Raw genomic sequence first — 23305 nt, 5'->3', positions numbered from 1 at the left:
CTAGTGGCCGAGCGCCTGCCAGACCGTCACCGCCAGCGCGCCCAGCGCCGTGAGCGCGGCGACGGCGGGCAGGGGCCACTTGGTGTGCTCCAGCGCCACCACGCGCGTGGCCAGATCGCTCAGATCGCGGTCGATCCGGTCATGGCGCTGGGCGAGCAGGGCGAGATGTCCGTCGATGCGGGCGAGGCCGACGTCGAGAGAGCGCCGCACCTCCGCCAGCTCCTCGACGGCGGCTAAGTGATCGGGGCCGGTGGTCACCTGATTGCTCCTCTTCGAGTGCGAAAGAGTTGTCCGGTGATCCCGAGTCAACTCTCCCCGGTCGGAGCAGGGGAGCGTGTGCGAGGGGCATATGCGAACACACCTCGTACACCCCGTGTGAAACACCCGCGCGCGTCAGTACGGGTAGAAGCCCGAGCCCGTCTTCCGGCCCAGTCGGCCCGCGTCCACCATGCGCTGGAGCAGCGGGGGAGCGGCGTACAGCGGCTCCTTGAACTCGGCGTACATCGAGTCGGCCACCGAGGCCACCGTGTCCAGGCCGATCAGGTCGGACAGCTTCAGCGGGCCCATGGGGTGGGCGCAGCCCAGCTCCATGCCGTTGTCGATGTCCTCGCGGCTCGCGATGCCCGACTCGAACATCCGGATCGCCGAGAGCAGATACGGGATGAGCAGGGCGTTGACCACGAAGCCCGAGCGGTCCTGGGCGCGGATCGCGTGCTTGCCCAGGGTCTGCTCGACCACGGCCTCCGACCGCTTGATGGTCTCCTCGGAGGTGGTGAGCGCCGGGATCAGCTCGACGAGCTTCTGCACCGGCGCCGGGTTGAAGAAGTGGATGCCGATGACCTGGTCGGGACGGGAGGTCGCGACAGCCAGCTTCACCAGCGGGATGGAGGAGGTGTTGGAGGCGAGGATGGCGTCCTGCCGGGTCACCACCTGGTCGAGGACCTGGAAGATCTCGGTCTTGACCTGCTCGTTCTCCACGACGGCCTCGATGACGAGGTCGCGGTCGGCGAACTCCCCGAGGTCGGTGGTGAAGCTGAGCCGCGCCAGCGTCTCGTCCCGCTCCGCCTCGGTGATCTTGCCGCGTTCGGCGGCCTTGGAGAGCGAGTTGAAGAGCCGGGTACGGCCGATCTCCAGGGCCTCGCCGGTGGTCTCGGCGACCTTCACCTCGAGTCCGCTACGGGCGCACACCTCCGCGATGCCGGCGCCCATCTGGCCACAGCCCACCACTCCGACGCGGGATACGTCGGCCACAGTGTCGGTCACATCGTGCCTTTCGCTGAACTGCTGATCTACAGGTCGACTGATCTTCAGTGCGGCAGGTCCCCCGTTTGGTTCCGGCGCCCGCCTCGACGCCACGACGTTACTCCGGGGTGCGTGTGCCCGGGGCCCCGGGGCGGGCATGCTTCGCACTATGAGGCAGATCACCAGAAGAGGGTTGCTGACGGCGGCCGGTGCGCTCGGTGCGCTGGCCATGACGAGCGACGTGGCGGCGGGGGCCACCGCCGCACCGGGCGCCCGCCGCCACGAAGGGGCGGCGGAGTTCCGCGGGATGTGGATCGCGTCCGTCGTCAACCGCGACTGGCCCTCGCGGCGCGGGCTCAGCGCGGCCGAGCAGCGGGCCGAGCTGCTGGCCCTCCTCGACACGGCGGTCGACCGCCGGCTGAACGCGGTCGTCTTCCAGGTCCGCCCGACCGCCGACGCGCTGTGGCCCTCGCCGCACGAGCCCTGGTCGGAGTACCTCACCGGTGTCCAGGGGCGCCACCCCGGCTGGGACCCGCTGGGCACGGCCGTGACCGAGGCCCACAAGCGCGGTCTGGAGCTGCACGCCTGGTTCAACCCGTACCGCATCGCCTTCCACACCGACCCGACCAGACTGGCGAAGGGGCACGCCGCCAGGGTCCACCCCGAGTGGGTCGTTCCGTACGGCGGCAAGCTGTACTTCAATCCCGGGCTGCCCGAGGTCAGGTCCTTCGTACGGAAGGCCATGCTCGACGCGGTCGCGCGGTACGACATCGATGCCGTGCACTGGGACGACTACTTCTACCCGTACCCGGTGGCCGGGGAGAAGTTCGACGACGACGACGCGTACGAACGCCACGGCGGGGGCTTCTCCAGCCGGGCCGCCTGGCGCCGCGACAACACCGACCGGCTGGTGAGCGAGACGGCGCGGCGGATCAAGGAGATCAAGCCGGGGGTGCGCTTCGGCATCAGCCCCTTCGGGGTGTGGCGCAACGCGGCCACGGACCCGCGCGGCTCCGACACGACGGCCGGCGTGGAGACGTACGACGACCTGTACGCGGACACGCGCAAATGGGTGCGCGAGGGCTGGATCGACTACCTCGTCCCGCAGCTGTACTGGCACATCAGCCTCGCCGCCGCCGACTACGCCACGCTGGTGCCGTGGTGGGACGAGGTGGCACGGGGCACCGGCGTCGATCTCTACATCGGCGAGGCGCTCTACAAGGCGGGCGACCCGGCCCAGCCCGACCCCTGGCAGGACCCGGCCGAACTCTCACGCCACCTCACGCTCGCCCGCGACTACGCGGATGTGCGCGGCCACTGCTTCTTCGCGGCGAAAGAGGTCGCCGCGGACCCGGTCGGGGCGATGGCCAGAGTGGTGGCCGATCACTACCCGACCCGGGCCACGGTGCGGGGCTGAGGGGCCGCCCGGTACGGGCTCAGGGGTGTTCCTTGTGGCGTACGACGGAGTCGGGGCCGGGTGACACCACGCACTCGTGACCGTCGTCCTCGAACCGGACGCGGTACGGAGGCGTGCCCTTCTCGCCCCTCACTTCCAGGATCTCGGCTTGCCGGTCGTGCTGGCCGACGACCCGGCCGTGCACGATCAGCTTGTCGCCCACACTCGCTTCCATCGGATGTGACCTCCTTGAGGGGGCGTGCTCGTTCCTCCTGAGTCTACGTCCGGGGGCGTGACCCGCGTCACGTCAGCCGGGCGCCTCAGGTGCCCGCGCGCTGGGTCACCGCGATGCAGACGAGGACCGCGACGGCGGCGAGCGGGGCGGCCGGGGAGAGCGGTTCGGAGAGCACCAGGACCGACCAGAAGAGGGTCAGCAGGGGCTGGGCGAGCTGGAGCTGGCTCGCCTTCGGGATACCGATCGTGGCCATGCCGCGGTACCAGACGTACAGGCCGAAGAAGGTCGATCCGGCGGCCACCCAGACGAGTCCGATCACGCCGTGCGCGGTCAGCCGGACCGGTTCGGCCATCAGGGCGACGACGGAGCCGGCCACCGCGAGCGGCAGGCACATGACCAGGGCCCAGCCGATCACCTGCCAGCCCGGCATCAGCCGGGCCAGCCGGCCGCCCTCCGTGTAGCCCGCGGCGCACACCAGGAGCGCACCGAACAGATACAGATCACCCGTGGACAGCGCGCCGCCGCTCTGCTGCACGGTGAAGGCGATCACGACGGCGGCGCCGGCGAGAGCGGCCGCCCAGAAGGTGCGGGACGGGCGCCGCCCCGTGCGTACGGCCGCGAAGACGGCGGTCGTCAGCGGCAGCAGCCCGACGACGACCGCGGCGTGCGAGGTCGTCGATGTCTCCAGCGCGAGCGTCGTCAGCAGCGGGAAGCCGACGACCGTGCCGCCCGCGACGACGGCCAGGGACGCCCAGTGCCGCCGCTCGGGGACGGGTACGCGCAGGGCGAGCAGGAACCCGCCCGCGATGACCGCCGCGAGGACGCTCCGCACGGACACGAGCGACCAGGGCCCGAAGGACTCCAGGCCCCAGACCGTGGACGGGAAGGTGAGCGAGAAGGAGACGACGCCGAGCACCGCGAGCAGCGTGCCGGTCCGCGACCCGGCCGGTCCGGGCGCGTGCGCGCCGTCGGCGTCGCCCGCGTCGCGGGGCCCGGCCGGGCGGGGTGCGCCGGTGGCGGCCGGGCCGGAGGCTTCGGCGGGGCCCGTGCCGTTGGCTGTCGCGAGCGGGCCCTGGGCGGTGACCGCTATCGAGTCTGTGGCAGTAGCGCTATCCTGTGCTCTCATGGGTGAGCGTAGCAGTGTTGCTGAGCTGGTGGGATCTCTTAAGCGAGAGCTGAACCGCTACTCTCCGGGTGAGAAGCTGCCGTCGAGCCGGGTACTCGTCGAGCGCCACCGGGTGTCCCCGGTCACCGTTTCCCGGGCCCTCGCGCAACTCGCCGCCGAAGGGCTGGTCGTCACCCGGCCCGGCGCCGGCGCGTTCCGCGCGCAGCCGCGTACGGACACGGCGCGGCCCGGCGACACGTCCTGGCAGGAGGTCACCCTCAGCGCCGACGCGGCGACCGAGCTCGTGCCGCGTGCCGTGGACGCCTCCGGGGTGCTGGTCACCCTGGCGCCGCCGCCACCGGGCGTGGTCGAGTTCAACGGTGGCTATCTGCACCCCTCGCTCCAGCCCGAGCAGGCGATGGCCGCCGCGCTCGCGCGGGCCGGCCGGCGGCCGGGCGCCTGGGGGAGGCCCCCCGCCGACGGGCTGCCCGAGCTGCGCGAGTGGTTCGCGCGCGCCATCGGGCCCACCGTCGGCGCCGCCGAGGTGCTCGTCACCGCGGGCGGGCAGGCCGCGCTCACCACCGCGCTGCGCGCGCTGGCCCCGCCCGGCGCGCCCGTGCTCGTCGAGTCACCCACGTACCCGGGCATGCTGGCGATCGCCCGCGCCGCCGGGCTGCGGCCGGTGCCCGTGCCGGTCGACGCGCGCGGGGTGCGTACGGAACTGCTCGCCGCCGCCTTCCGGGCCACCGGCGCGCGGGTCTTCGTCTGCCAGCCGCTCTTCCAGAACCCCACCGGCGCCGTGCTGGCACCCGACCGGCGCGCCGAGGTGCTGCGCATCGCCCGTGCGGCCGGTGCGTTCGTCATCGAGGACGACTTCGCGCGCCGTCTCGTCCACGACGACGCCGGCCCGCTGCCCGCCCCGCTCGCCGCCGACGACCCGGACGGCGTCGTCGTCCACGTCAGCTCGCTCACCAAGGTCACCTCACCGAGCCTGCGCGTGGCCGCCCTGGCCGCTCGTGGCCCCGTCCTGGAACGGCTCCGCGCCATCCATGTGGTCGACACCTTCTTCGTGCCGCGGCCGCTCCAGGAGGCCACGCTCGAACTCGTCGGCGCCCCCGCCTGGGCGCGGCATCTGCGCGCCGTCGCCGTCGAGTTGAAGACCCGCCGGGACACGCTGACCTCCGCCCTCGGTCTGCACCTCCCCGAACTCGCCCTGCCGCACATCCCGTCCGGCGGCTATCACCTCTGGCTCCGCCTGCCCGACGGCACCGACGAGGCCGCCCTCGTCGCCGCCGCCCTGCGCGCGGGCGCCGCCGTCGCCCCCGGCCGTCCCTACTTCAGCGCCGAACCTCCCGCCGGTCACCTCCGGTTGAGCTTCGCGGGCGTGGCCGGCCCGACGGAGATCGTGGAAGGCGTACGACGGCTGCGGGCCGCCTGTGACGAGGTCCTGGAAGAACGTGTCACCCGCCACTGACAACCGGCCCGCGTCGGTGGGTCCGGGGCGGGCGGGGGCCGACGGCGGCGATGGGCCGCGGCCGGTGGCGTCAGGACCGGGCGAAGGCCGGGTTCGCGCCGCGCAAGGGCCCGACGATGTGGATGAGCCCGAGCCCCGGTGCGCCTGCCGACCGGACTTGCGGTGAGCGTCCACTGACCTCGGGGCGAGCGTCCACCGACCTCGCGGTGAGCGCCCCGTGAGCCTCATGAACGGTCAGTAACCCCTCTTGACCCAGGGGGCGCGTGGGCCGACGATCCCGCCATGAGTGTTCGGGTCACGCTCGTCGCCGCCGCGCGCAGCTCCTCACGGCTGGCCGAGCGCTTCGACGACGACCGGCCGCTGGACCAGGCCGGATGGCACGAGGTGCAGCGCGCCGCGCACGCGCTCGTGCCACTGGGCGGGGCCGAGCTGCGCTACTGCTCACCGACCGCGCGCAGCCGGGCGACGGCCGACGCGCTCGGCTACGCGCCGCTCGCCCAGCCCGCGCTCAGCGACTGCGACATGGGCCGGTGGCGCGGCTTCACGCTCGCCGAGGTGGCGGCCAGCGAGCCGGGCGCGGTCGACGCCTGGCTCGCCGATCCGCGCTCGGCGCCGCACGGCGGCGAGCCGCTGCTCGCGTTCATCTCCCGGATAGGCGGCTGGCTCGACACCCGCCCGGCGGACGACGGCAGCACCGTCCTCGCCGTCGCCGAGCCGGCCGTCGTACGGGCCGCGCTCGTGTACGCGCTGAAGGCCCCGCCCTCGACGTACTGGAACGTGGACGTCCGGCCCCTGTCCACCATCGTGCTGACCGGCAGGGCAGGGCGCTGGAGCCTGCGTCTGGAGACCGGCGGATGAGTGACCGCGAACCGCTCACCCTGCCCGGAACCGGCCCCTCGGCCCGACCTGAGTGCAACCCGCAGGTTGCATATGGCGGGTCGACGTGCAACTCTGGAGTTGCGTCAACTGGAGTCGCATCCAGTGCCCTCGACGAAGGAGTTCCCTGATGAGCGAGGATCGGATCGAACGGGAAACCCTGATCGCGGCCCCCCTGGAGCGGGTCTGGTCACTCGTGGCCGAACCCGGGTTCTGGGTGGCGGACAAGGCAGGGCTGCCCGGCACCGTGGCCAGAGAAGGCGAGTCGATCGTGGCGAAGAACGCCGAGTACGGCGACTTCCCGGTGCGTGTGGAGAAGGTCGAGCCGCCGACGTACCTGGCGTACCGCTGGGCCAGCGCGTTCCCCGGAGAAGAGCTGCGCGAGGACAACAGCACCCTTGTGGAGTTCACGTTGACACCGGAAGGCGACAAGACGCGGCTGCGCGTCGTCGAGAGCGGTTTCGCGACCCTGGCCGGGTCCGAGGAGCTGCGCCGCAAGGCGGTGCAGGACAACACCGGCGGATGGCCCCTGGAGCTCGACGCGCTCAAGGCGCGCGCCGAACAGCCGTCCGCGTGACGGACGAGCATCCCGCCCCCGCCGACGCGGTCGACAGCGTCCTGGTCGCGCTGGCCGACCCGACGCGACGTCAGCTGCTCGAGCTGCTCGCCGCGCAGGGCGAGGCCACCGCGACGACGCTCGCCGAACGTCTTCCCGTCTCGCGGCAGGCGGTGGTCAAGCACCTCGCCGTCCTGGACGCCGCCGGGCTGGTGTCCGGCGGCCGGGTCGGACGCGAGGTGCGGTACGCCGTGCGGCCCGCGGCGCTGGACGCGACGGCACGGTGGATGGCCGCGCTCGCGGCCGCATGGGATCGGCGGCTGGCGGACATCAAGCGCGTCGCCGAGGCGCGGGAGCGGGAAGCGGGCCGGTCGCAGGGCGCATAGCCGCGTCGTCCGGCGCGGCGTGAGCCGCGGTTGCGGGCCGGGAGCGGTCTGTCAGGCTTGTTGAGCCGACGGGGGTCCGACGGGGGTCCGACGGGGGTCCGACGGGGGTCCGACGGGGGTCCGGCGGGGGCTGACAGGGGAGCCGATGGAGCTCCCTCGGATGGTGCGAGTGACCGCCATGACGAATATGTCGAACGCCAGGACAGCCGTGACGGCAGTCGCGCTGACGACGACACTCGGGCTCGCGGCCGCGTCCTGGGCCGTGGCCGTCGCGCAGATGGACGGCATGGCCGGGACGCACGGGGCGGACGAGGCGGACGGGACGGACATGGCCGCGGCAGCGAGCCCGCTCGGTCCGTTCACGTACTTCATCGGACTGTGGGTGTCGATGATGGCGGCGATGATGCTCCCGGGCGCGGTTCCCGCCGTCCTGAGGCACGCTCACGCCGACGGCCGGGTGCGCGCCGTGCCCCTGTTCGTCGGGTCGTACCTCGCCGTCTGGACGCTCGTGGGCCTCGCCGTGTACGCGCTGTACCGGCCGCACGCGTCCGTCGTCGCCGGCGCGGTGGCGATCGCGGCGGGCGTCTACGAGTTCACGCCGCTCAAGCGGTACTGCCGCAGGCGCTGTCGCGAGAGCGTCCGCTCCGGTTTCGATTTCGGCCGCTACTGCGTCGGCTCGAGCATCGGACTGATGCTGATGCTGGTGGCACTGGGCGTCATGAGCGTCGTCTGGATGTCCGTCGTCGCCGTCCTCGTCCTCGCCCAGAAGCTGCGGCCCCCGCGCGCCGCCATCGATGTGCCGACGGCGCTCGCGATCATCGCACTGGGAATCCTGATCGTCGTCGCGCCCGCGTCGGTTCCCGGACTCGTGCCACCACCGATGTGAGGTACGGCAAGGAGGAGAGAGACGATGACCGATCACAGGACCGGAACACGTGAGGAGTGGCTCGCGGCCCGGCTGGAGCTGCTCGACGAAGAGAAGGCGCTGACCCGGCGCGGCGACGAACTGGCGCGCAAGCGCCAGGAGCTGCCCTGGGTCCGCATCGACAAGGAGTACCGCTTCGAGACCGACGACGGCACCGCGTCCCTCGCCGAACTCTTCAGGGGACGCTCGCAGCTGCTCGTCTACCACTTCATGTTCGGGCCCGATTACAGGGCGGGCTGTCCGTCGTGCTCGGCGATCGCGGACGGCTTCGACGGCTTCGTCCCCCACCTCGCGCATCACGGCGTCACGCTCTGCGCGGTGTCGCGTGCCCCGCTCGCGAAGCTGCAGGCGTACAAGCGGCGGATGGGCTGGAGCTTTCCCTGGGCGTCTTCCTTCGACAGCGCCTTCAACTACGACTTCCACGTGGCGCACACCAAGGAGGAGTGGGATTCGGGCGCGGTCGAGTACAACTTCCGCACCATGGATATCCGGCCGGAGCCCGGCGAGGACGAGGACGCGATGGACGTGGGCACGGACTTCGCCACATACCGGCGCGAAGGGCCCGGTATGAGCGCGTTCGCGCTCGAGGACGGCGTCGTGTTCCACACCTACTCGACGTACGAGCGCGGCCTGGACATCCTCTGGGGCATGTACCAGTGGCTCGACCGTGCGCCGCTCGGCCGCAACGAGACCGGTCTCTGGTGGCGCCGCCGCGACGAGTACGACGAGCCCGTATAGCGCTCCGGATCGCACGCGGGTCGCCTGCAGGGCGGACATATCAGGCGTAACCTCTCATGAGGTACGGCGGGTGTGATCCCTCGCGCCCATTCCTCCATTGCATAAAACTGCGGCAATGCGTATAGTCATGCCATCAATGAGGAGGGTCCCATGGTGGTACGTGCAGCAGTGGCGGGAGCGAGTGGATACGCGGGCGGAGAACTCCTCCGTCTGCTCCTCGGACACCCCGGGGTCGAGATCGGCGCCCTGACCGGTCACTCCAACGCGGGGCAGAAGCTCGCAGCGCTCCAGCCGCATCTGCTTCCGCTCGCCGAGCGGGTCCTGGAGCCCACCACGGCCGAGGTGCTCGCCGGGCACGACGTCGTCTTCCTGGCGCTGCCGCACGGGCAGTCCGCGGCCGTCGCCGAGCAGCTCGGCGACGACGTCCTCGTCGTCGACATGGGCGCCGACTTCCGGCTGAAGGACGCGGGAGACTGGGAGAGGTTCTACGGCTCCGAGCACGCCGGGACCTGGCCCTACGGCCTGCCCGAACTGCCGGGTGCCCGCAGTGCGCTGGAGGGGTCCAAGCGCGTCGCGGTGCCCGGCTGCTACCCCACCGCGGTCTCGCTCGCGCTCTTCCCGGCGTACGCGGCCCACCTCGCCGAGCCGGAGGCCGTCATCACCGCCGCCACCGGCACCTCCGGCGCCGGCAAGGCCCTCAAGCCGCATCTGCTCGGCTCCGAGGTCATGGGCTCCATGAGCCCGTACGGAGTCGGCGGCGGCCACCGGCACACCCCCGAGATGATCCAGAACCTCAGCGCGGTCGCGGGCGAGCGCGTCACCGTGTCCTTCACGCCCACCCTCGCGCCGATGCCCCGCGGCATCCTCGCGACGTGCAGCGCCAAGGCCAGGCCGGGCACGACCGCCGACGACGTACGCGCCGCCTACGAGAAGGCGTACGCGGACGAGCCGTTCGTGCACCTGCTGCCCGAGGGGCAGTGGCCCGCGACGGCGTCCGTCTACGGTTCCAACGCCGTTCAGGTCCAGGTCGCCCATGACGAGGCCGCCGGCCGCATCATCGCGATCAGCGCCATCGACAACCTCACCAAGGGCACCGCCGGCGGCGCGGTGCAGAGCATGAACATCGCCCTCGGTCTCGATCAGACCACGGGACTTTCCACGATCGGAGTGGCACCTTGAGCGTCACCGCTGCACAGGGATTCACGGCGGCCGGTATCGCCGCCGGAATCAAGGAGAACGGCAACCCGGACCTGGCCCTCGTGGTCAACAACGGGCCCCGCCGCGCCGCCGCCGGTGTCTTCACCTCCAACCGCGTCAAGGCCGCCCCGGTCCTGTGGTCCGAGCAGGTGCTCAAGAGCGGCGAGGTCGGGGCCGTCGTCCTCAACTCGGGCGGTGCCAACGCCTGCACCGGCCCCCAGGGCTTCCAGGACACCCACGCCACCGCCGAGAAGGCGGCCGACGTCCTGAACGGACGAGGCCTGGACATCGGCGCCGGCGAGATCGCCGTGGCGTCCACCGGACTCATCGGTCTGCTCCTGCCCATGGACAAGCTCCTGCCCGGCATCGAGCGGGCCGCCTCGGAACTGAGCGAGCACGGCGGCGAGAAGGCCGCCATCGCCATCAAGACCACCGACACCGTCCACAAGACCGCCGTCCACGCGGGCGACGGCTGGACCGTCGGCGGCATGGCCAAGGGCGCCGGCATGCTCGCCCCCGGCCTCGCCACGATGCTCGTCGTCCTCACCACCGACACCGACCTCGACAGCGCCACCCTCGACAAGGCGCTGCGCGACGCCACCCGCGTCACCTTCGACCGGATCGACTCCGACGGCTGCATGTCCACCAACGACACGGTGCTGCTGCTCGCCTCCGGCGCCGCCGCGGTGACGCCCGCGTACGCCGACTTCGCCGAGGCCGTCCGCGCCGTCTGCGCCGACCTGGCCCGCCAGCTCATCGGCGACGCCGAAGGGGCCTCCAAGGACATCCGCATCGAGGTCGTCAACGCCGCGAGCGAGGACGACGCGGTCGAGGTGGGCCGTTCCATCGCCCGCAACAACCTCCTCAAGTGCGCCATCCACGGCGAGGACCCCAACTGGGGCCGGGTGCTGTCCGCGATCGGCACGACCAAGGCCGCCTTCGAGCCCGACAAGCTGAACGTCGCCATCAACGGCGTCTGGGTCTGCCGGGGAGGCTCCGTCGGCGAGGACCGCGACCTCGTCGACATGCGCTACCGCGAGGTCAAGATCACCGCGGACCTCGCCGCCGGGTCCGAGTCCGCCGTCATCTGGGCCAACGACCTCACCGCCGACTACGTCCACGAGAACAGCGCGTACAGCTCATGAGCGCCCACCCGTCTCCCACCACCACCCCTCCAAGGAGCGGTCCGCACTCATGAGTACCCGTAAGCACACCGCACTGCCCAAGGCGCAGATCTTGATCGAGGCACTGCCCTGGCTCACCCGCCACCACGGCAAGACGGTCGTCATCAAGTTCGGCGGCAACGCCATGGTCGACGAGGACCTGAAGGCCGCCTTCGCCAAGGACGTCGTCTTCCTGCGGCAGGCCGGCATCAAGCCCGTCGTCGTCCACGGCGGCGGCCCGCAGATCAGCGCCCAGCTCGACAAGCACGGACTGGTCAGCGAGTTCAAGGCCGGGCTGCGCGTGACGACCTCCGAGGCGATGGACGTCGTACGGATGGTGCTCGCCGGACAGGTCCAGCGCGAGCTGGTCGGGCTGCTCAACCAGCACGGCCCGCTCGCCGTCGGCCTCACCGGCGAGGACGCCCACACCATCACCGCCACCAAGCACCGCCCGACCATCGACGGCGAGCTCGTCGACATCGGCCGGGTCGGTGAGATCACCGAGATCGACACCGGCGCGATCCAGGCACTGCTCAACGACGGCCGTATCCCGGTCGTCTCCTCCATCGCCCGCTCCGCCGACGACGGGCACGTCTACAACGTCAACGCCGACACCGTGGCCGCCGCGCTGGCCGCCGCGCTCGGCGCCGAGACGCTGATGGTCCTCACCGATGTCGAGGGCCTCTACGAGGACTGGCCCAACAGCGACGAGGTCATCAGCCGCCTCACCGCGAGCCAGCTGGAGAAGCTGCTGCCCGACCTCTCCAGCGGCATGGTCCCCAAGATGCAGGGCTGCCTCCACGCCGTGCGCAACGGCGTCAACACCGCCCGGGTCATCGACGGCCGGGTGCAGCACTCCATCCTGCTGGAGATCTTCACCGACGAGGGCATCGGCACGATGGTCGTGCCGGACGGACAGAACGGACCGGGGGAACGATGACCAATCAGGAACTGTCGCAGCGCTGGCAGGGCTCGATGACGGACAACTACGGCACGCCGCAGCTGTCCCTGGTACGCGGCGAGGGCGCGAAGGTCTGGGACGCGGACGGCACCGAGTACCTCGACTTCGTCGGCGGCATCGCGGTCAACGCCCTCGGCCACGCCCACCCCGCGATCGTCGAGGCCGTCTCCCGGCAGATCGCCACCCTCGCCCACGTCTCCAACCTCTACGTCTCCGAACCGCAGGTCGCCCTCGCCGAGCGGCTGCTCCAGCTGTCCGGGCGCCCCGGGCGGGTCCTGTTCTGCAACTCCGGCGCCGAGGCCAACGAGGCGGCGTTCAAGCTGGGCCGGCTGACCGGGCGCGGCCACATGGTCGCCACCGACGGCGGCTTCCACGGCCGCACCATGGGCTCGCTCGCGCTCACCGGCCAGCCCGCGAAGCAGCAGCCGTTCCTCCCGCTGCCCGGTGACGTCACGCATGTGCCCTACGGCGACGCCGAGGCGCTGCGGGCGACCGTCACCACCGACACCGCCTTCGTGATCATCGAGCCCATCCAGGGCGAGAACGGCGTGGTCGTCCCGCCCGCCGGCTACCTCAAGGCCGCCCGCGAGATCACCCGCGCCACCGGCACCCTGCTCGTCCTCGACGAGGTGCAGACCGGCATCGGGCGGTGCGGCCACTGGTTCGCGGCCCAGGCCGAAGGCGTCGAGGCCGACATCGTCACGCTCGCCAAGGGGCTGGGCGGCGGCCTGCCGATCGGCGCGGTCCTGGCCTTCGGCGAGGCGGCCGACCTCTTCAAGCCCGGTCAGCACGGCACCACCTTCGGCGGCAACCCGGTCGCCTGTGCCGCCGGACTCGCCGTGCTGGCGACCCTCGACGGCAGGCTCGACGAGGTCAAGCGGCTCGGCGAGCGTCTGAGGGACGGAATCGAGTCCCTGGGCCACCCGCTGGTCTCGCATGTCCGCGGCGCGGGCCTGCTGCTGGGTATCGTGCTCAACGAGCCCTTCGCACCACAGGTGCGGGACGCGGCTCAGGGTGCCGGTCTCCTGGTCAACGCGCCCGCCCCCGACGTCGTACGGATCATGCCGCCGCTGATCATCGGCGACGCGGAGGTGGACGCGTTCCTCCAGAACCTCCCCGGCATCCTCGACGCGGCACACCACGGGGACGGACGATCCGGAGAATGAGACGACGATGACCGAGGCGCAGGACATCGAGCACGGCGGCCCGGCCGTGCCGCAGACCCGCACGGCCCGCCACCGCCGGATCGTGGACATCCTCAACCGGCAGCCGGTGCGCTCCCAGAGCCAGCTGGCCAAGCTCCTCGCCGACGACGGGCTGAGCGTCACCCAGGCGACGCTCTCCCGCGACCTCGACGAGCTCGGCGCGGTGAAGATCCGCAACACCGGGGGCGAGCTGATCTACGCGGTGCCGAGCGAGGGCGGATTCCGCACCCCGCAGGCTCCGCTGGGCGAGTCGGCGAAGGAGGAGCGGATGCGCCGCCTCTCCGGGGAACTGCTGATCTCCGCGGAGGCCTCGGCCAACCTCGTGGTCCTGCGCACCCCACCCGGCGCGGCCCAGTTCCTCGCCTCGGCCATCGACCAGGCCGAACTGCGCGAGATCCTCGGCACGATCGCGGGCGACGACACGCTGCTGCTGATCTCCCGCGACCCGGTGGGCGGCCAGGCCCTGGCGGACCACTTGCTGCGGCTGGCGCAGAACGACCGATAGGGGAAACCCAGCCCGTCCGGCGTTTGAGGACACGGCCGGAGGCCGTACCGGGGGTCTGGGGGCTTGCCCCCAGTTGCGGGAAGGGGCGGGTAGGGGAAAAGGCCCGCCGCAGGCGCCACCCCCACCCACCCCCTCAGTACCCCTGCCGAAGGCGTACGGGAGTGCGTACAACCCGGTGGGGGTCGTCGAGGTCCCCTGCTGCCGCGCCCGCCCCTCCACCAGGCCCTTCGCGCCGAAGCGGGCCGGGGCCGAGCCCGCGGCCACTCAGCGGCCGCCGGGGCGGCGCTCCCACCAGGTGACGGTCCCGGTGGTGGAGCCGGGCCCAGGCGCCTCGGCGGTGATGAGCTGGCGGCCGCCGCCCGTGTCGGCCATCCGTGCGGGCAACGGCGCGTCGGGGCAGACCGCGAGGGCCAGTAGGGTGACGCCGATCGCGAGAGCTGTGCGCATGAGCGGACCGTACGACCGGGCCCCGCGCCCGGCGACCGGGGCTGCGCCGACCGGATCAGTCCGTGCGCGCGGGCAGCGGAAGCGGCAACGCCGGCAGCCCGTCCCGGCTCACCCCGATCAGCGGCTTCTTCTCGCAGTACGCCGCGAACTCCTCGTCCGTCTTGCGGCCGAAGTGTTCGGCGTGCTGCGTCCGTTCCTCGCGGTAGTCCATGAACGGGACGGCGAACCCGCAGGCGTCACTGATCAGCTCGGCGTGGACGACGACGATGGCGCGGGCGCTCGGTCCGTCGGCGTCCTTGAAGTACGGGATGAACTCGGCCCAGCGCGGATCGTCGCGGAAGACGGCGTCCCCCCGCCCGTGCACCCGCAGCACCTTCGGCGGGCCGGTGAACGCGCACCACATCAGCGTGATGCGGCCGTTCTCGCGGACGTGGGCGACGGTCTCGGCGCTGCTCCCGCCGAAGTCCAGGTAGGCCAGCGTCAGTTCGTCGACGACGGCGAGTGTCCCCTTGCGGCCCTTGGGGGAGAGGTTGACGTGCCCGTCGCCCGACAGGGGCGCGGTGGCGGTGAAGAAGACTGGCTGCTCGTCAATGAACGTGCGGATACGGCCTTCTATGCGTTCGTACGTCTGTCCCATGCCCCCGATTATCGCCGCAGGGGTTCCGGCCCAGGAAGGCGACAGGCCGCTCGCCGGGGCGCACCGCCGGTCCCCGTCCGCTGCTCGGCGGGCGGCCCCGGCGGCGCGGACGGACGATGGAGATGCGCTCCGGAGCGGCGGCGATCGGCTCCGAAACCCGTGACCGATCACGCGGCCCGGGACCGGCCACCCGGGACCAGCCACCCGGGATTGACAAAACATACGGTGGACCGCATAGTTATACCCATCACCGAATGCACCGTAAGGAGAAACCCGTGACCGAGCGCGTCGTACTCGCCTACTCGGGCGGTCTGGACACCTCCGTCGCCATCGGCTGGATCGCCGAGGAGACGGGCGCCGAGGTCATCGCCGTTGCCGTGGACGTCGGCCAGGGCGGCGAGGACCTGGACGTCATCCGCAAGCGCGCGCTCGCCTGCGGTGCCGTCGAGGCGGAGGTCGCGGACGCGAAGGACGAGTTCGCCGACGAGTACTGCCTCCCGGCGATCAAGGCGAACGCCATGTACATGGACCGCTACCCGCTGGTCTCGGCCCTGTCCCGGCCGACCATCGTCAAGCACCTCGTGGCCGCCGCGAAGAAGCACAACGCCTCGATCGTGGCCCACGGCTGCACCGGCAAGGGCAACGACCAGGTCCGTTTCGAGGCCGGCATCGTGGCCCTCGCGCCCGACCTGAAGTGCATCGCCCCGGTCCGCGACTACGCGATGACCCGGGACAAGGCGATCGCCTTCTGCGAGGAGAAGCAGCTCCCGATCGCGACCACCAAGAAGTCGCCGTACTCCATCGACCAGAACGTCTTCGGGCGCGCCGTCGAGACCGGCTTCCTGGAGGACATCTGGAACGCGCCGATCGAGGACATCTACGAGTACACCTCGAACCCGGCCACCCCGCGCGAGGCCGACGAGGTCGTCATCTCCTTCAAGGAGGGCGTCCCGGTCGCCATCGACGGCAAGCCCGTCACCGTCCTCCAGGCGATCCAGCAGCTCAACGAGCGCGCCGGCGCTCAGGGCATCGGCCGGATCGACATGGTCGAGGACCGGCTCGTCGGCATCAAGTCCCGTGAGGTCTACGAGGCCCCGGGCGCGATCGCGCTGATCACCGCCCACTCCGAGCTGGAGAGCGTCACCGTCGAGCGCGAGCTGGCCCGCTACAAGCGGCAGGTCGAGCAGCGCTGGGGCGAGCTCGTCTACGACGGCCTGTGGTTCTCCCCACTCAAGCGCGCCCTGGACGGCTTCATCAACGAGGCCAACCAGCACGTGACCGGCGATGTCCGGATGACCCTGCACGGCGGCCGCGCCGTCGTCACCGGCCGGAAGTCGGACGAGTCGCTGTACGACTTCAACCTCGCGACGTACGACTCGGGCGACACGTTCGACCAGTCGAAGGCCCAGGGCTTCATCGACATCTTCGCGCTGTCGTCGAAGATCGCGGCCAAGCGCGACCTCGCCTGATTCCATATGTACGACAGCCGCCTCCCCGTTGTATCCCGGCGGGGAGGCGGTGGCACATCCACCCCCATGAGGAGCTTCAGCTGTGAGCAGCAACAACGGTGACGTCCGGCTCTGGGGCGGCCGGTTCGCCGACGGGCCCGCCGAGGCGCTGGCGAAGCTGTCCGCGTCCGTCCACTTCGACTGGCGGCTCGCCCCGTACGACATCGCGGGCTCCCGCGCGCACGCGCGGGTGCTCCACAAGGCGGGCCTGCTCACCGAGGACGAGCTGACCCGCATGCTGGGCGGCCTCGACCAGCTCGAGGCGGATGTGGCGGCCGGTGACTTCACCGGCACGATCGCCGACGAGGACGTCCACACCGCCCTGGAACGGGGTCTGCTGGAGCGTCTCGGTCCCGACCTCGGCGGCAAGCTGCGCGCCGGCCGGTCCCGCAACGACCAGGTCGCCACCCTCTTCCGGATGTACCTGCGCGATCACGCCCGGATCATCGGCGGCCTCGTCGCCGAGCTCCAGGACGCGCTGGTGGGCCTTGCCGAGGCGCACCCGGACGTCGCCATGCCGGGCCGTACGCACCTCCAGCACGCCCAGCCGGTGCTCTTCGCCCACCACGTCCTGGCCCACGTCCAGTCGCTGTCCCGGGACGCCGAACGGCTGCGCCAGTGGGACGAGCGCACGGCCGTCTCCCCGTACGGCTCCGGCGCGCTCGCGGGCTCGTCGCTGGGCCTCGACCCGGAGGCGGTGGCGAAGGACCTGGGCTTCGAGCACGGCTCTGCCGGCAACTCCATCGACGGCACGGCATCGCGCGACTTCGTCGCCGAGTTCGCGTTCATCACCGCGATGATCGGCGTGAACCTGTCCAGGATCGCCGAGGAGATCATCATCTGGAACACGAAGGAGTTCTCCTTCGTGACCCTGCACGACGCCTTCTCGACCGGCTCGTCGATCATGCCGCAGAAGAAGAACCCGGACATCGCGGAGCTGGCGCGCGGCAAGTCGGGCCGCCTCATCGGCAACCTGACCGGGCTGATGGCCACGCTGAAGGCCCTCCCGCTCGCGTACAACCGTGACCTCCAGGAGGACAAGGAGCCGGTCTTCGACTCCTGCGACCAGCTGGAGGTCCTGCTCCCGGCCTTCACCGGGATGATGGCGACGCTCACCGTCAACCGTGAGCGGATGGAGGAGCTCGCCCCGGCCGGCTTCTCGCTCGCCACGGACATCGCCGAGTGGCTGGTCAAGCAGGGCGTACCGTTCCGCGTCGCGCACGAGGTCGCGGGCGAGTGCGTCAAGGAGTGCGAGCAGCACGGCATCGAGCTGGACCAGCTCACCGACGACCAGTTCGCGAAGATCTCCGAGCACCTGACCCCGGAGGTCCGGACCGTCCTGAACGTCCCGGGCGCGCTGGCCTCCCGCAACGGGCGGGGCGGTACGGCCCCGTCGGCCGTCGCCACCCAGCTCGCCGAGGTGAAGGCGGACCTGGCGGTCCAGCACGCCTGGGCCACCGCGAAGCACTAAGCGCTCCGCTGGAGGTCCGATGTGATGCCCGCGGGTGCGTCGGTGGCTGGTCGCGCAGTTCCCCGCGCCCCTTCGGGGCGCTGCCGCACCGCACCGGACGTCGCCGAGCCTGCTCGGCCGCACCGGCTGAACGAACACGTCGCCGCCGCCCGGCCGGGCGGCGGCGACGTGCGTGGTGCGAGGTGTCGACCTGTCGACGTGCCGACGTGTGTCAGGCGAGGGTCGCGAGCGCCTGGTTCAGGGTCGCGGACGGACGCATGACGGCAGCGGCCTTGGCCGGGTCGGGCTGGTAGTAGCCGCCGATCTCGGCCGGCGAGCCCTGCACCGCGAGCAGCTCGTCGACGATCGTCCGCTCCTGCTCGGCCAGGGTCTTGGCGAGCGCGGCGAACGCCTCGGCGAGCTGCGCGTCGGCGGTCTGCTTGGCCAGCTCCTGTGCCCAGTAGAGGGCCAGGTAGAAGTGGCTGCCGCGGTTGTCGATGCCACCGAGGCGACGGCTGGGCGACTTGTTCTCGTCCAGGAACGTGCCGGTCGCGCGGTCCAGGGTGTCGGCCAGGACCTGGGCGCGGGCGTTGCCCGTGGTCTGCGCGAGGTGCTCGAAGCTGACCGCCAGCGCGAGGAACTCGCCCAGGCTGTCCCAGCGCAGGTAGTTCTCCTTGACGAGCTGCTGGACGTGCTTGGGCGCCGAGCCGCCGGCGCCGGTCTCGAACAGTCCGCCGCCGTTCATGAGCGGGACGACCGAGAGCATCTTCGCGCTCGTGCCCAGCTCCAGGATCGGGAACAGGTCGGTGAGGTAGTCACGCAGCACGTTGCCGGTGACCGAGATCGTGTTCTCGCCGCGGCGGATGCGCTCCAGGGAGAAGCGGATCGCGTCCACCGGCGCCAGGATCCGCAGGTCCAGGCCCTCGGTGTCGTGCTCGGCGAGGTAGGTGCGGACCTTCTCGATGAGGGTGGCGTCGTGCGCGCGGCCCTCGTCGAGCCAGAACACGGCCGGGTCGCCGGTCGCGCGGGCCCGGGTGACGGCGAGCTTGACCCAGTCCTGGATCGGCAGGTCCTTGGTCTGGCACATGCGGAAGATGTCGCCGGCCGCGACGGCCTGCTCCAGGACCACGTTGCCGGCGCCGTCGACGACCTTGACCGTGCCCGGGGCGGCGATCTCGAAGGTCTTGTCGTGGCTGCCGTACTCCTCGGCCTTCTGCGCCATCAGGCCGACGTTGGGCACCGAGCCCATCGTCGCCGGGTCGTAGGCGCCGTTGGCGCGGCAGTCGTCGATGACGACCTGGTAGATACCGGCGTAGCTGCTGTCCGGCAGGACGGCGAGGGTGTCGGCCTCCTGACCGTCCGGGCCCCACATGTGACCGGAGGTACGGATCATCGCCGGCATGGAGGCGTCGACGATGACGTCGCTCGGTACGTGCAGGTTGGTGATGCCCCGGTCGGAGTCGACCATCGCCAGCTCGGGACCCTCGGCGATCTCGGCCTCGAAGGACGCCTTGATCGCGTCGCCCTCGGGCAGCGCGTCCAGACCCTTCAGGACGGTGCCGAGGCCGTCGTTCGGGCTGAGGCCGGCCGCGGCGAGCGTCTCGCCGTACGCGGCGAACGTCTTCGGGAAGAAGGCCCGTACGACGTGGCCGAAGACGATCGGGTCGGAGACCTTCATCATCGTGGCCTTCAGGTGCACCGAGAACAGCACGCCCTCGGCCTTCGCGCGGGTGACCTGCGCGGCCAGGAACTCACGGAGCGCCGCGACGCGCATGACGGACGCGTCCACGACCTCGCCCGCGAGCACCGGCACCGACTCGCGCAGCACGGTGGTGCTGCCGTCCTGTCCGGCGAGCTCGATGCGCAGCGAACCGGCCTCGGCGATGACCGCGGACTTCTCGGTGGAGCGGAAGTCGTCGGCGGTCATGTGCGCGACGTTCGTCTTCGAGTCGGCCGACCAGGCACCCATGCGGTGCGGGTGCGCCTTGGCGTAGTTCTTCACCGAGGCGGGCGCACGGCGGTCGGAGTTGCCCTCACGCAGGACCGGGTTGACGGCGCTGCCCTTGACCTTGTCGTAACGGGCGCGGATGTCGCGCTCCTCGTCGGTCTTCGGGTCGTCCGGGTAGTCCGGCAGCGCGTAGCCCTGCTGCTGCAGCTCGACGACCGCGGCCTTCAGCTGCGGGATCGAGGCCGAGATGTTCGGCAGCTTGATGATGTTCGCCCCGGGCGTCTTGGCGAGCTCGCCGAGCTCGGCCAGCGCGTCGTCGATCCGCTGGCCCTCCTCGAGGTACTCGGGGAAGTGGGCGATGATCCGCCCCGCCAGGGAGATGTCACGGGTCTCCACACTGACCCCGGCCGTCGAGGCGTACGCCTGGACCACTGGCAGGAACGAATACGTCGCCAGGGCCGGGGCCTCGTCAGTGTGGGTGTAGATGATGGTCGAGTCAGTCACCGGGTGCTCCGCTCCACGTCTGCAACATTGCTCGACATCAAGATATCTCGTGCCCGCCCTGCTCTGGCCAGGCCCCTGCCCAGTCAGCGAGTGCGTCGAAATCCGGCCTGGTCAGTCCGATCCGGTGGTCGACATGCAGCAGCAGGGCGTCGGCGAGGTGGTTCCGCTCTACCCACTCCCTGTCGAGGTGGGTGATCTCGTCGTCGATCCAGGCGAAGGGCCGCCCGGCCGCGTACTCGAGCACGTACTGCGTCTTCCAGAACGTCCCGCGCGGCGAGGCCCCGTGCATCACGGGCCAGTCGATGTACGGCAGCTCGGGCAGCCCCAGGTGCGGGCCCACCCACACGTTCGCCTCGTCCTTCCAGGTGGTCGCCCAGACCAGCTCGTACGACCCGGCGAGCGCCAGCAGCTCCTCGCCGTGCCACGGGTTGAGCCAGACCCGGAGGGGCTTGGTGTGCGTCCAGCCACTCGGTCGCATGCGGTGCGTCGTATAGCCGTCGGGGCGGCGCTCCGGCTTCCCGCCGTAGGGATTGAGCGGGCCGTCGATGTCGATCAGCAGTAGCGGCTTCATGTGGACAGCATTCCTTCCGGCCTCGAATGAGGCGCTGATTTATCGTATGAGACGTCAACGTCTCATTTGGTGTATGGTCGTCTCATGGCCATGGATCGTGAACAGGTGCTCCGCGCCGCCGCCGCCCTCCTCGCCCGCAAATCGACCGCGACGATGGACGAGGTCGCCCGCGCGGCGGGCATCGGGCGTGCCACCCTGCACCGGCACTTCGCCGGGCGGGACGCGCTGGTCAAGGCGCTCGAGGTCTTCGGGATCCAGGAGTTCGAGGGCGCGCTCGACCGGGCCCGGCTGGAGGACGGCGGGGCGGGTGACGGGCTGCGGCGGCTGGTCGCCGAGATGGAGCCCGCCGCCGAGCTGCTGGCCTTCCTCGTCACCGAGAACCAGCTGTTCGAGGGCGACGAGATCAACGAGGGCTGGGACAGGCTCGACGCCCGCGTGGCGGCCCTCTTCCGGCGCGGTCAGGAACAGGGCGAGTTCCGGATCGACCTGTCGCCCGCATGGCTCACCGAGGCCCTCTACGGGCTCATCGGCACCGGCGCCTGGGCCGTCATGGACGGCCGGGTCGCCAAGAACGACTTCCAATACATGATCGCCGAGCTGCTGCTCGGCGGAGCACGACGGAGTGTGGAGAAATGACCAGTACCGTCCAGCGCACGAGCGGGACGGACGAAACCCTGTACCGCCCCGGGCGCTGGCTCGCGCTCTCGGTGCTGGTACTGGCCGTCCTTCTGGTGGCGGTCGACGCCACCGTACTCGGCCTCGCCACCCCCTTCCTCAGTGAGGACCTCGAGCCGACGGGCACCCAGCTCCTGTGGATCGGTGACGTCTACTCGTTCGTCATCGCGGGCCTGCTCGTCTCCATGGGCAGCCTCGGTGACCGCATCGGCCGCAAGAAGCTCCTGCTGACCGGCGCCGTGGCCTTCGGCGCCGTCTCCGTGCTCAACGCGTACGCCACCACCCCCGAGATGATGATCGCCGCCCGCGCGCTGCTCGGCGTCGCCGGTGCCACCCTGATGCCGTCCACGCTGGCGCTGATCCGCAACATCTTCCACGACCCCAAGGAGCGCAGCCTCGCCATCGGCATCTGGGGCGCCATGGCCTCGGCCGGCGCGGCCGTCGGCCCGGTCGTCGGCGGATTCCTGCTGGAGCACTTCTGGTGGGGCTCGGTGTTCCTGATCAACCTTCCGGTCATGGCCGTCCTCGTGATCGTCGGCATCAAGCTGCTGCCCGAGTCCAAGAACCCGGTCGCCGGACCGTGGGACCTGACCAGCGTCGCGCTCTCGCTCGTCGGCATGGTCGGCGTCGTGTACGCCGTCAAGGAGGCCGCGACCCACGGCCCGAACGGCGAGGCGGGCGCCGCCGCGCTCATAGGCGTGGCCGCTCTGTACGGGTTCGTCCGCAGGCAGCTGACCCTGCCCGCGCCGCTGCTCGACATGCGGCTGTTCCGCCACCGGGGCTTCTCCGGCGCGGTCCTCGCCGACCTGCTGACCATCCTGGGCCTGTCCGGACTGGTCTTCTTCCTCTCCCAGTTCCTGCAACTCGTCCAGGGCAGGCAGCCCTTCGAGGCCGGTCTCGCCGAACTTCCCGCCGCGATCGGCGCGGTGGCCACGGGCCTGGTCGCGGGTACGGTCGCCCGGCGGTTCTCCGTACGGGCGGTGGTGGCGGGCGGCCTCGGAGCCGTCGGGCTCGCGCTCGCCGCGATGACCCTGCTCGGCCAGTCCACCGGCTATCCGCTGCTCGGGTCGATCCTGCTCGTCGTCGGTATCGGCGCCGGATTCTCGTTCACCGTCACGGCCGACGTCATCCTCTCCAGCGTCCCCAAGGAGCAGGCGGGTTCCGCGTCCGCCGTGTCCGAGACGGCGTACGAACTCGGCGCGGCGCTCGGCATCGCGCTGCTCGGCTCCGTCGTGACCGGCGTCTACCGGAACTTCGTGACCCCGGCCGGGGTGCCGGGGAACGCGGCGTCGGCCGCCCACGAGTCCCTCGGCGGGGCGGTGGAGGCGGCGTCCGCGCTGCCGCGGCAGCAGGGCGCGGCGCTGGTCGGCGCGGCCCAGGAGGCCTTCGTCGACGGGCTGCGGCTCGCGGCGGGCGTGGGAGCGGCGGTGCTGCTGGCGACAGCGGTGGCGGCGTGGTTCCTGCTGCGCGGCCAGAAGCTGGCCGACGGCATCGAGCACTGACGCACCTGACGTACGAGGTGGCCCCCGGCGCGGGATGCGCCGGGGGCCACGTTCTCGTCCACGTCATACATGCGCTGCCGCGTCGGCCTCCGGCCTCCG

23 protein-coding genes and 1 pseudogene are annotated in these 23305 nt (G+C 71.3%); 16 read left to right on the top strand and 8 right to left on the bottom strand.

Annotated features, from left to right (window positions below; genetic code table 11):
* Together ABT342_RS09240 and ABT342_RS09235 are read right to left on the bottom strand one after the other, a co-directional pair.
* The gene (locus tag ABT342_RS09240; protein ID WP_351569325.1) at positions 1–258 is read right to left on the bottom strand and encodes a hypothetical protein; all 258 of its coding nucleotides are present in this window, start codon (positions 256–258) and stop codon (positions 1–3) included.
* A 135-nt stretch (positions 259–393) separates the two neighbouring features.
* The gene (locus tag ABT342_RS09235) at positions 394–1251 is read right to left on the bottom strand and encodes a 3-hydroxybutyryl-CoA dehydrogenase (RefSeq protein WP_351569642.1); all 858 of its coding nucleotides are present in this window, start codon (positions 1249–1251) and stop codon (positions 394–396) included.
* 160 nt (positions 1252–1411) lie between these two features.
* On the opposite strand from ABT342_RS09235, the gene ABT342_RS09230 reads away from it, so the two are divergent.
* Positions 1412–2659: a glycoside hydrolase family 10-like protein gene (locus tag ABT342_RS09230; RefSeq protein ID WP_351569323.1), complete on the top strand. Its 1248-nt coding sequence runs from the start codon at positions 1412–1414 to the stop codon at positions 2657–2659.
* A 19-nt stretch (positions 2660–2678) separates the two neighbouring features.
* On the opposite strand, the gene ABT342_RS09225 is transcribed toward ABT342_RS09230, so the two are convergent.
* Together ABT342_RS09225 and ABT342_RS09220 are read right to left on the bottom strand one after the other, a co-directional pair.
* Entirely contained in the window at positions 2679–2873 is a 195-nt protein-coding gene (locus tag ABT342_RS09225) for a DUF1918 domain-containing protein (protein WP_351569320.1), read from the bottom strand.
* 85 nt (positions 2874–2958) lie between these two features.
* The gene (locus ABT342_RS09220) at positions 2959–3999 is read right to left on the bottom strand and encodes a DMT family transporter (RefSeq protein WP_351569318.1); all 1041 of its coding nucleotides are present in this window, start codon (positions 3997–3999) and stop codon (positions 2959–2961) included.
* Here ABT342_RS09220 and ABT342_RS09215 point away from each other — a divergent pair.
* The 11 genes from ABT342_RS09215 to ABT342_RS09165 all read left to right on the top strand — a co-directional run bounded on the left by ABT342_RS09215 (position 3998) and on the right by ABT342_RS09165 (position 13964).
* Positions 3998–5452 (top strand): aminotransferase-like domain-containing protein, encoded by a 1455-nt coding sequence (locus ABT342_RS09215; RefSeq protein WP_351569315.1) that lies wholly within the window; start codon positions 3998–4000, stop codon positions 5450–5452. The two genes, ABT342_RS09220 and ABT342_RS09215, sit on opposite strands and share 2 nt — an antisense overlap.
* A gap of 282 nt (positions 5453–5734) precedes the next feature.
* Positions 5735–6310: a histidine phosphatase family protein gene (locus ABT342_RS09210; RefSeq protein WP_351569312.1), complete on the top strand. Its 576-nt coding sequence runs from the start codon at positions 5735–5737 to the stop codon at positions 6308–6310.
* A gap of 148 nt (positions 6311–6458) precedes the next feature.
* Positions 6459–6905, top strand: a complete 447-nt coding sequence (locus ABT342_RS09205; RefSeq protein WP_351569309.1) for an SRPBCC domain-containing protein — start codon at positions 6459–6461, stop codon at positions 6903–6905.
* Positions 6902–7270 (top strand): ArsR/SmtB family transcription factor, encoded by a 369-nt coding sequence (locus ABT342_RS09200; protein ID WP_351569306.1) that lies wholly within the window; start codon positions 6902–6904, stop codon positions 7268–7270. Before ABT342_RS09205 ends, ABT342_RS09200 begins: the two co-directional genes overlap by 4 nt.
* Before the next feature lie 178 nt (positions 7271–7448).
* On the top strand, positions 7449–8156 hold the full coding sequence (locus ABT342_RS09195) for a copper chaperone (RefSeq protein ID WP_351569303.1): 708 nt from the start codon (positions 7449–7451) through the stop codon (positions 8154–8156).
* Positions 8157–8180: 24 nt separating this feature from the next.
* Positions 8181–8933 (top strand): DUF899 domain-containing protein, encoded by a 753-nt coding sequence (locus ABT342_RS09190; RefSeq protein ID WP_351569300.1) that lies wholly within the window; start codon positions 8181–8183, stop codon positions 8931–8933.
* 150 nt (positions 8934–9083) lie between these two features.
* On the top strand, positions 9084–10112 hold the full coding sequence (argC, locus tag ABT342_RS09185; RefSeq protein ID WP_351569297.1) for an N-acetyl-gamma-glutamyl-phosphate reductase: 1029 nt from the start codon (positions 9084–9086) through the stop codon (positions 10110–10112).
* Complete coding sequence (argJ, locus tag ABT342_RS09180) at positions 10109–11275, top strand: bifunctional glutamate N-acetyltransferase/amino-acid acetyltransferase ArgJ (protein WP_351569294.1); 1167 nt, start codon at positions 10109–10111, stop codon at positions 11273–11275. Before argC ends, argJ begins: the two co-directional genes overlap by 4 nt.
* Positions 11276–11324: 49 nt before the next feature.
* Positions 11325–12233 carry an acetylglutamate kinase gene (gene argB, locus ABT342_RS09175; protein ID WP_351569291.1) on the top strand — a complete coding sequence of 303 codons (909 nt, stop codon included), beginning with the start codon at positions 11325–11327 and terminating at the stop codon, positions 12231–12233.
* Positions 12230–13420, top strand: a complete 1191-nt coding sequence (locus ABT342_RS09170; RefSeq protein WP_351569288.1) for an acetylornithine transaminase — start codon at positions 12230–12232, stop codon at positions 13418–13420. Before argB ends, ABT342_RS09170 begins: the two co-directional genes overlap by 4 nt.
* 7 nt (positions 13421–13427) lie before the next feature.
* Complete coding sequence (locus ABT342_RS09165) at positions 13428–13964, top strand: arginine repressor (protein ID WP_351569285.1); 537 nt, start codon at positions 13428–13430, stop codon at positions 13962–13964.
* Between the two features lie 144 nt (positions 13965–14108).
* On the opposite strand, the pseudogene ABT342_RS09160 reads toward ABT342_RS09165, so the two are convergent.
* Positions 14109–14411 (bottom strand): annotated as a pseudogene (locus ABT342_RS09160) (hypothetical protein); the annotation flags it as partial.
* 55 nt (positions 14412–14466) lie between these two features.
* Positions 14467–15048, bottom strand: coding sequence for a pyridoxamine 5'-phosphate oxidase family protein (locus ABT342_RS09155; protein ID WP_351569282.1), 582 nt, complete (start codon positions 15046–15048; stop codon positions 14467–14469).
* 275 nt (positions 15049–15323) lie between these two features.
* Here ABT342_RS09155 and ABT342_RS09150 point away from each other — a divergent pair, with 275 nt between their 5' ends.
* Complete coding sequence (locus ABT342_RS09150) at positions 15324–16517, top strand: argininosuccinate synthase (RefSeq protein WP_351569279.1); 1194 nt, start codon at positions 15324–15326, stop codon at positions 16515–16517.
* An 82-nt stretch (positions 16518–16599) separates the two neighbouring features.
* Positions 16600–18027: an argininosuccinate lyase gene (gene argH / locus ABT342_RS09145; RefSeq protein WP_351569276.1), complete on the top strand. Its 1428-nt coding sequence runs from the start codon at positions 16600–16602 to the stop codon at positions 18025–18027.
* Between the two features lie 211 nt (positions 18028–18238).
* On the opposite strand, the gene ABT342_RS09140 is transcribed toward argH, so the two are convergent.
* On the bottom strand, positions 18239–20458 hold the full coding sequence (locus ABT342_RS09140) for an NADP-dependent isocitrate dehydrogenase (protein ID WP_351569273.1): 2220 nt from the start codon (positions 20456–20458) through the stop codon (positions 18239–18241).
* Between the two features lie 37 nt (positions 20459–20495).
* Positions 20496–21029 (bottom strand): HAD domain-containing protein, encoded by a 534-nt coding sequence (locus ABT342_RS09135; protein WP_351569270.1) that lies wholly within the window; start codon positions 21027–21029, stop codon positions 20496–20498.
* 84 nt (positions 21030–21113) lie between these two features.
* On the opposite strand from ABT342_RS09135, the gene ABT342_RS09130 reads away from it, so the two are divergent.
* Both ABT342_RS09130 and ABT342_RS09125 read left to right on the top strand, forming a co-directional pair.
* On the top strand, positions 21114–21665 hold the full coding sequence (locus ABT342_RS09130; protein WP_351569267.1) for a TetR/AcrR family transcriptional regulator: 552 nt from the start codon (positions 21114–21116) through the stop codon (positions 21663–21665).
* Positions 21662–23206, top strand: coding sequence for an MFS transporter (locus ABT342_RS09125; RefSeq protein WP_351569264.1), 1545 nt, complete (start codon positions 21662–21664; stop codon positions 23204–23206). The genes ABT342_RS09130 and ABT342_RS09125 overlap by 4 nt, the downstream gene beginning before the upstream one ends.
* The last annotated feature ends 99 nt before the right edge of the window (positions 23207–23305 follow it).

Source organism: Streptomyces sp. NPDC000410 (genome assembly GCF_040300305.1).
GTDB lineage: Bacteria > Actinomycetota > Actinomycetes > Streptomycetales > Streptomycetaceae > Streptomyces.
The sequence above is the reverse complement of the archived record's forward strand: the minus strand, read 5'-3'. Positions and strand labels throughout refer to the sequence as shown.

Bases quoted from the DNA above. Each gene is read 5' to 3' on its own strand.
- argC (WP_351569297.1), top strand. From the start codon at position 9,084: ATGGTGGTACGTGCAGCAGTGGCGGGAGCGAGTGGATACGCGGGCGGA.
- ABT342_RS09155 (WP_351569282.1), bottom strand. From the start codon at position 15,048: ATGGGACAGACGTACGAACGCATAGAAGGCCGTATCCGCACGTTCATT.
- ABT342_RS09195 (WP_351569303.1), top strand. From the start codon at position 7,449: ATGACGAATATGTCGAACGCCAGGACAGCCGTGACGGCAGTCGCGCTG.
- ABT342_RS09125 (WP_351569264.1), top strand. From the start codon at position 21,662: ATGACCAGTACCGTCCAGCGCACGAGCGGGACGGACGAAACCCTGTAC.
- ABT342_RS09220 (WP_351569318.1), bottom strand. From the start codon at position 3,999: ATGAGAGCACAGGATAGCGCTACTGCCACAGACTCGATAGCGGTCACC.
- ABT342_RS09225 (WP_351569320.1), bottom strand. From the start codon at position 2,873: ATGGAAGCGAGTGTGGGCGACAAGCTGATCGTGCACGGCCGGGTCGTC.
- ABT342_RS09230 (WP_351569323.1), top strand. From the start codon at position 1,412: ATGAGGCAGATCACCAGAAGAGGGTTGCTGACGGCGGCCGGTGCGCTC.
- ABT342_RS09190 (WP_351569300.1), top strand. From the start codon at position 8,181: ATGACCGATCACAGGACCGGAACACGTGAGGAGTGGCTCGCGGCCCGG.
- ABT342_RS09165 (WP_351569285.1), top strand. From the start codon at position 13,428: ATGACCGAGGCGCAGGACATCGAGCACGGCGGCCCGGCCGTGCCGCAG.
- ABT342_RS09170 (WP_351569288.1), top strand. From the start codon at position 12,230: ATGACCAATCAGGAACTGTCGCAGCGCTGGCAGGGCTCGATGACGGAC.
- ABT342_RS09210 (WP_351569312.1), top strand. From the start codon at position 5,735: ATGAGTGTTCGGGTCACGCTCGTCGCCGCCGCGCGCAGCTCCTCACGG.
- ABT342_RS09135 (WP_351569270.1), bottom strand. From the start codon at position 21,029: ATGAAGCCGCTACTGCTGATCGACATCGACGGCCCGCTCAATCCCTAC.
- argB (WP_351569291.1), top strand. From the start codon at position 11,325: ATGAGTACCCGTAAGCACACCGCACTGCCCAAGGCGCAGATCTTGATC.
- ABT342_RS09205 (WP_351569309.1), top strand. From the start codon at position 6,459: ATGAGCGAGGATCGGATCGAACGGGAAACCCTGATCGCGGCCCCCCTG.
- ABT342_RS09215 (WP_351569315.1), top strand. From the start codon at position 3,998: ATGGGTGAGCGTAGCAGTGTTGCTGAGCTGGTGGGATCTCTTAAGCGA.
- ABT342_RS09130 (WP_351569267.1), top strand. From the start codon at position 21,114: ATGGCCATGGATCGTGAACAGGTGCTCCGCGCCGCCGCCGCCCTCCTC.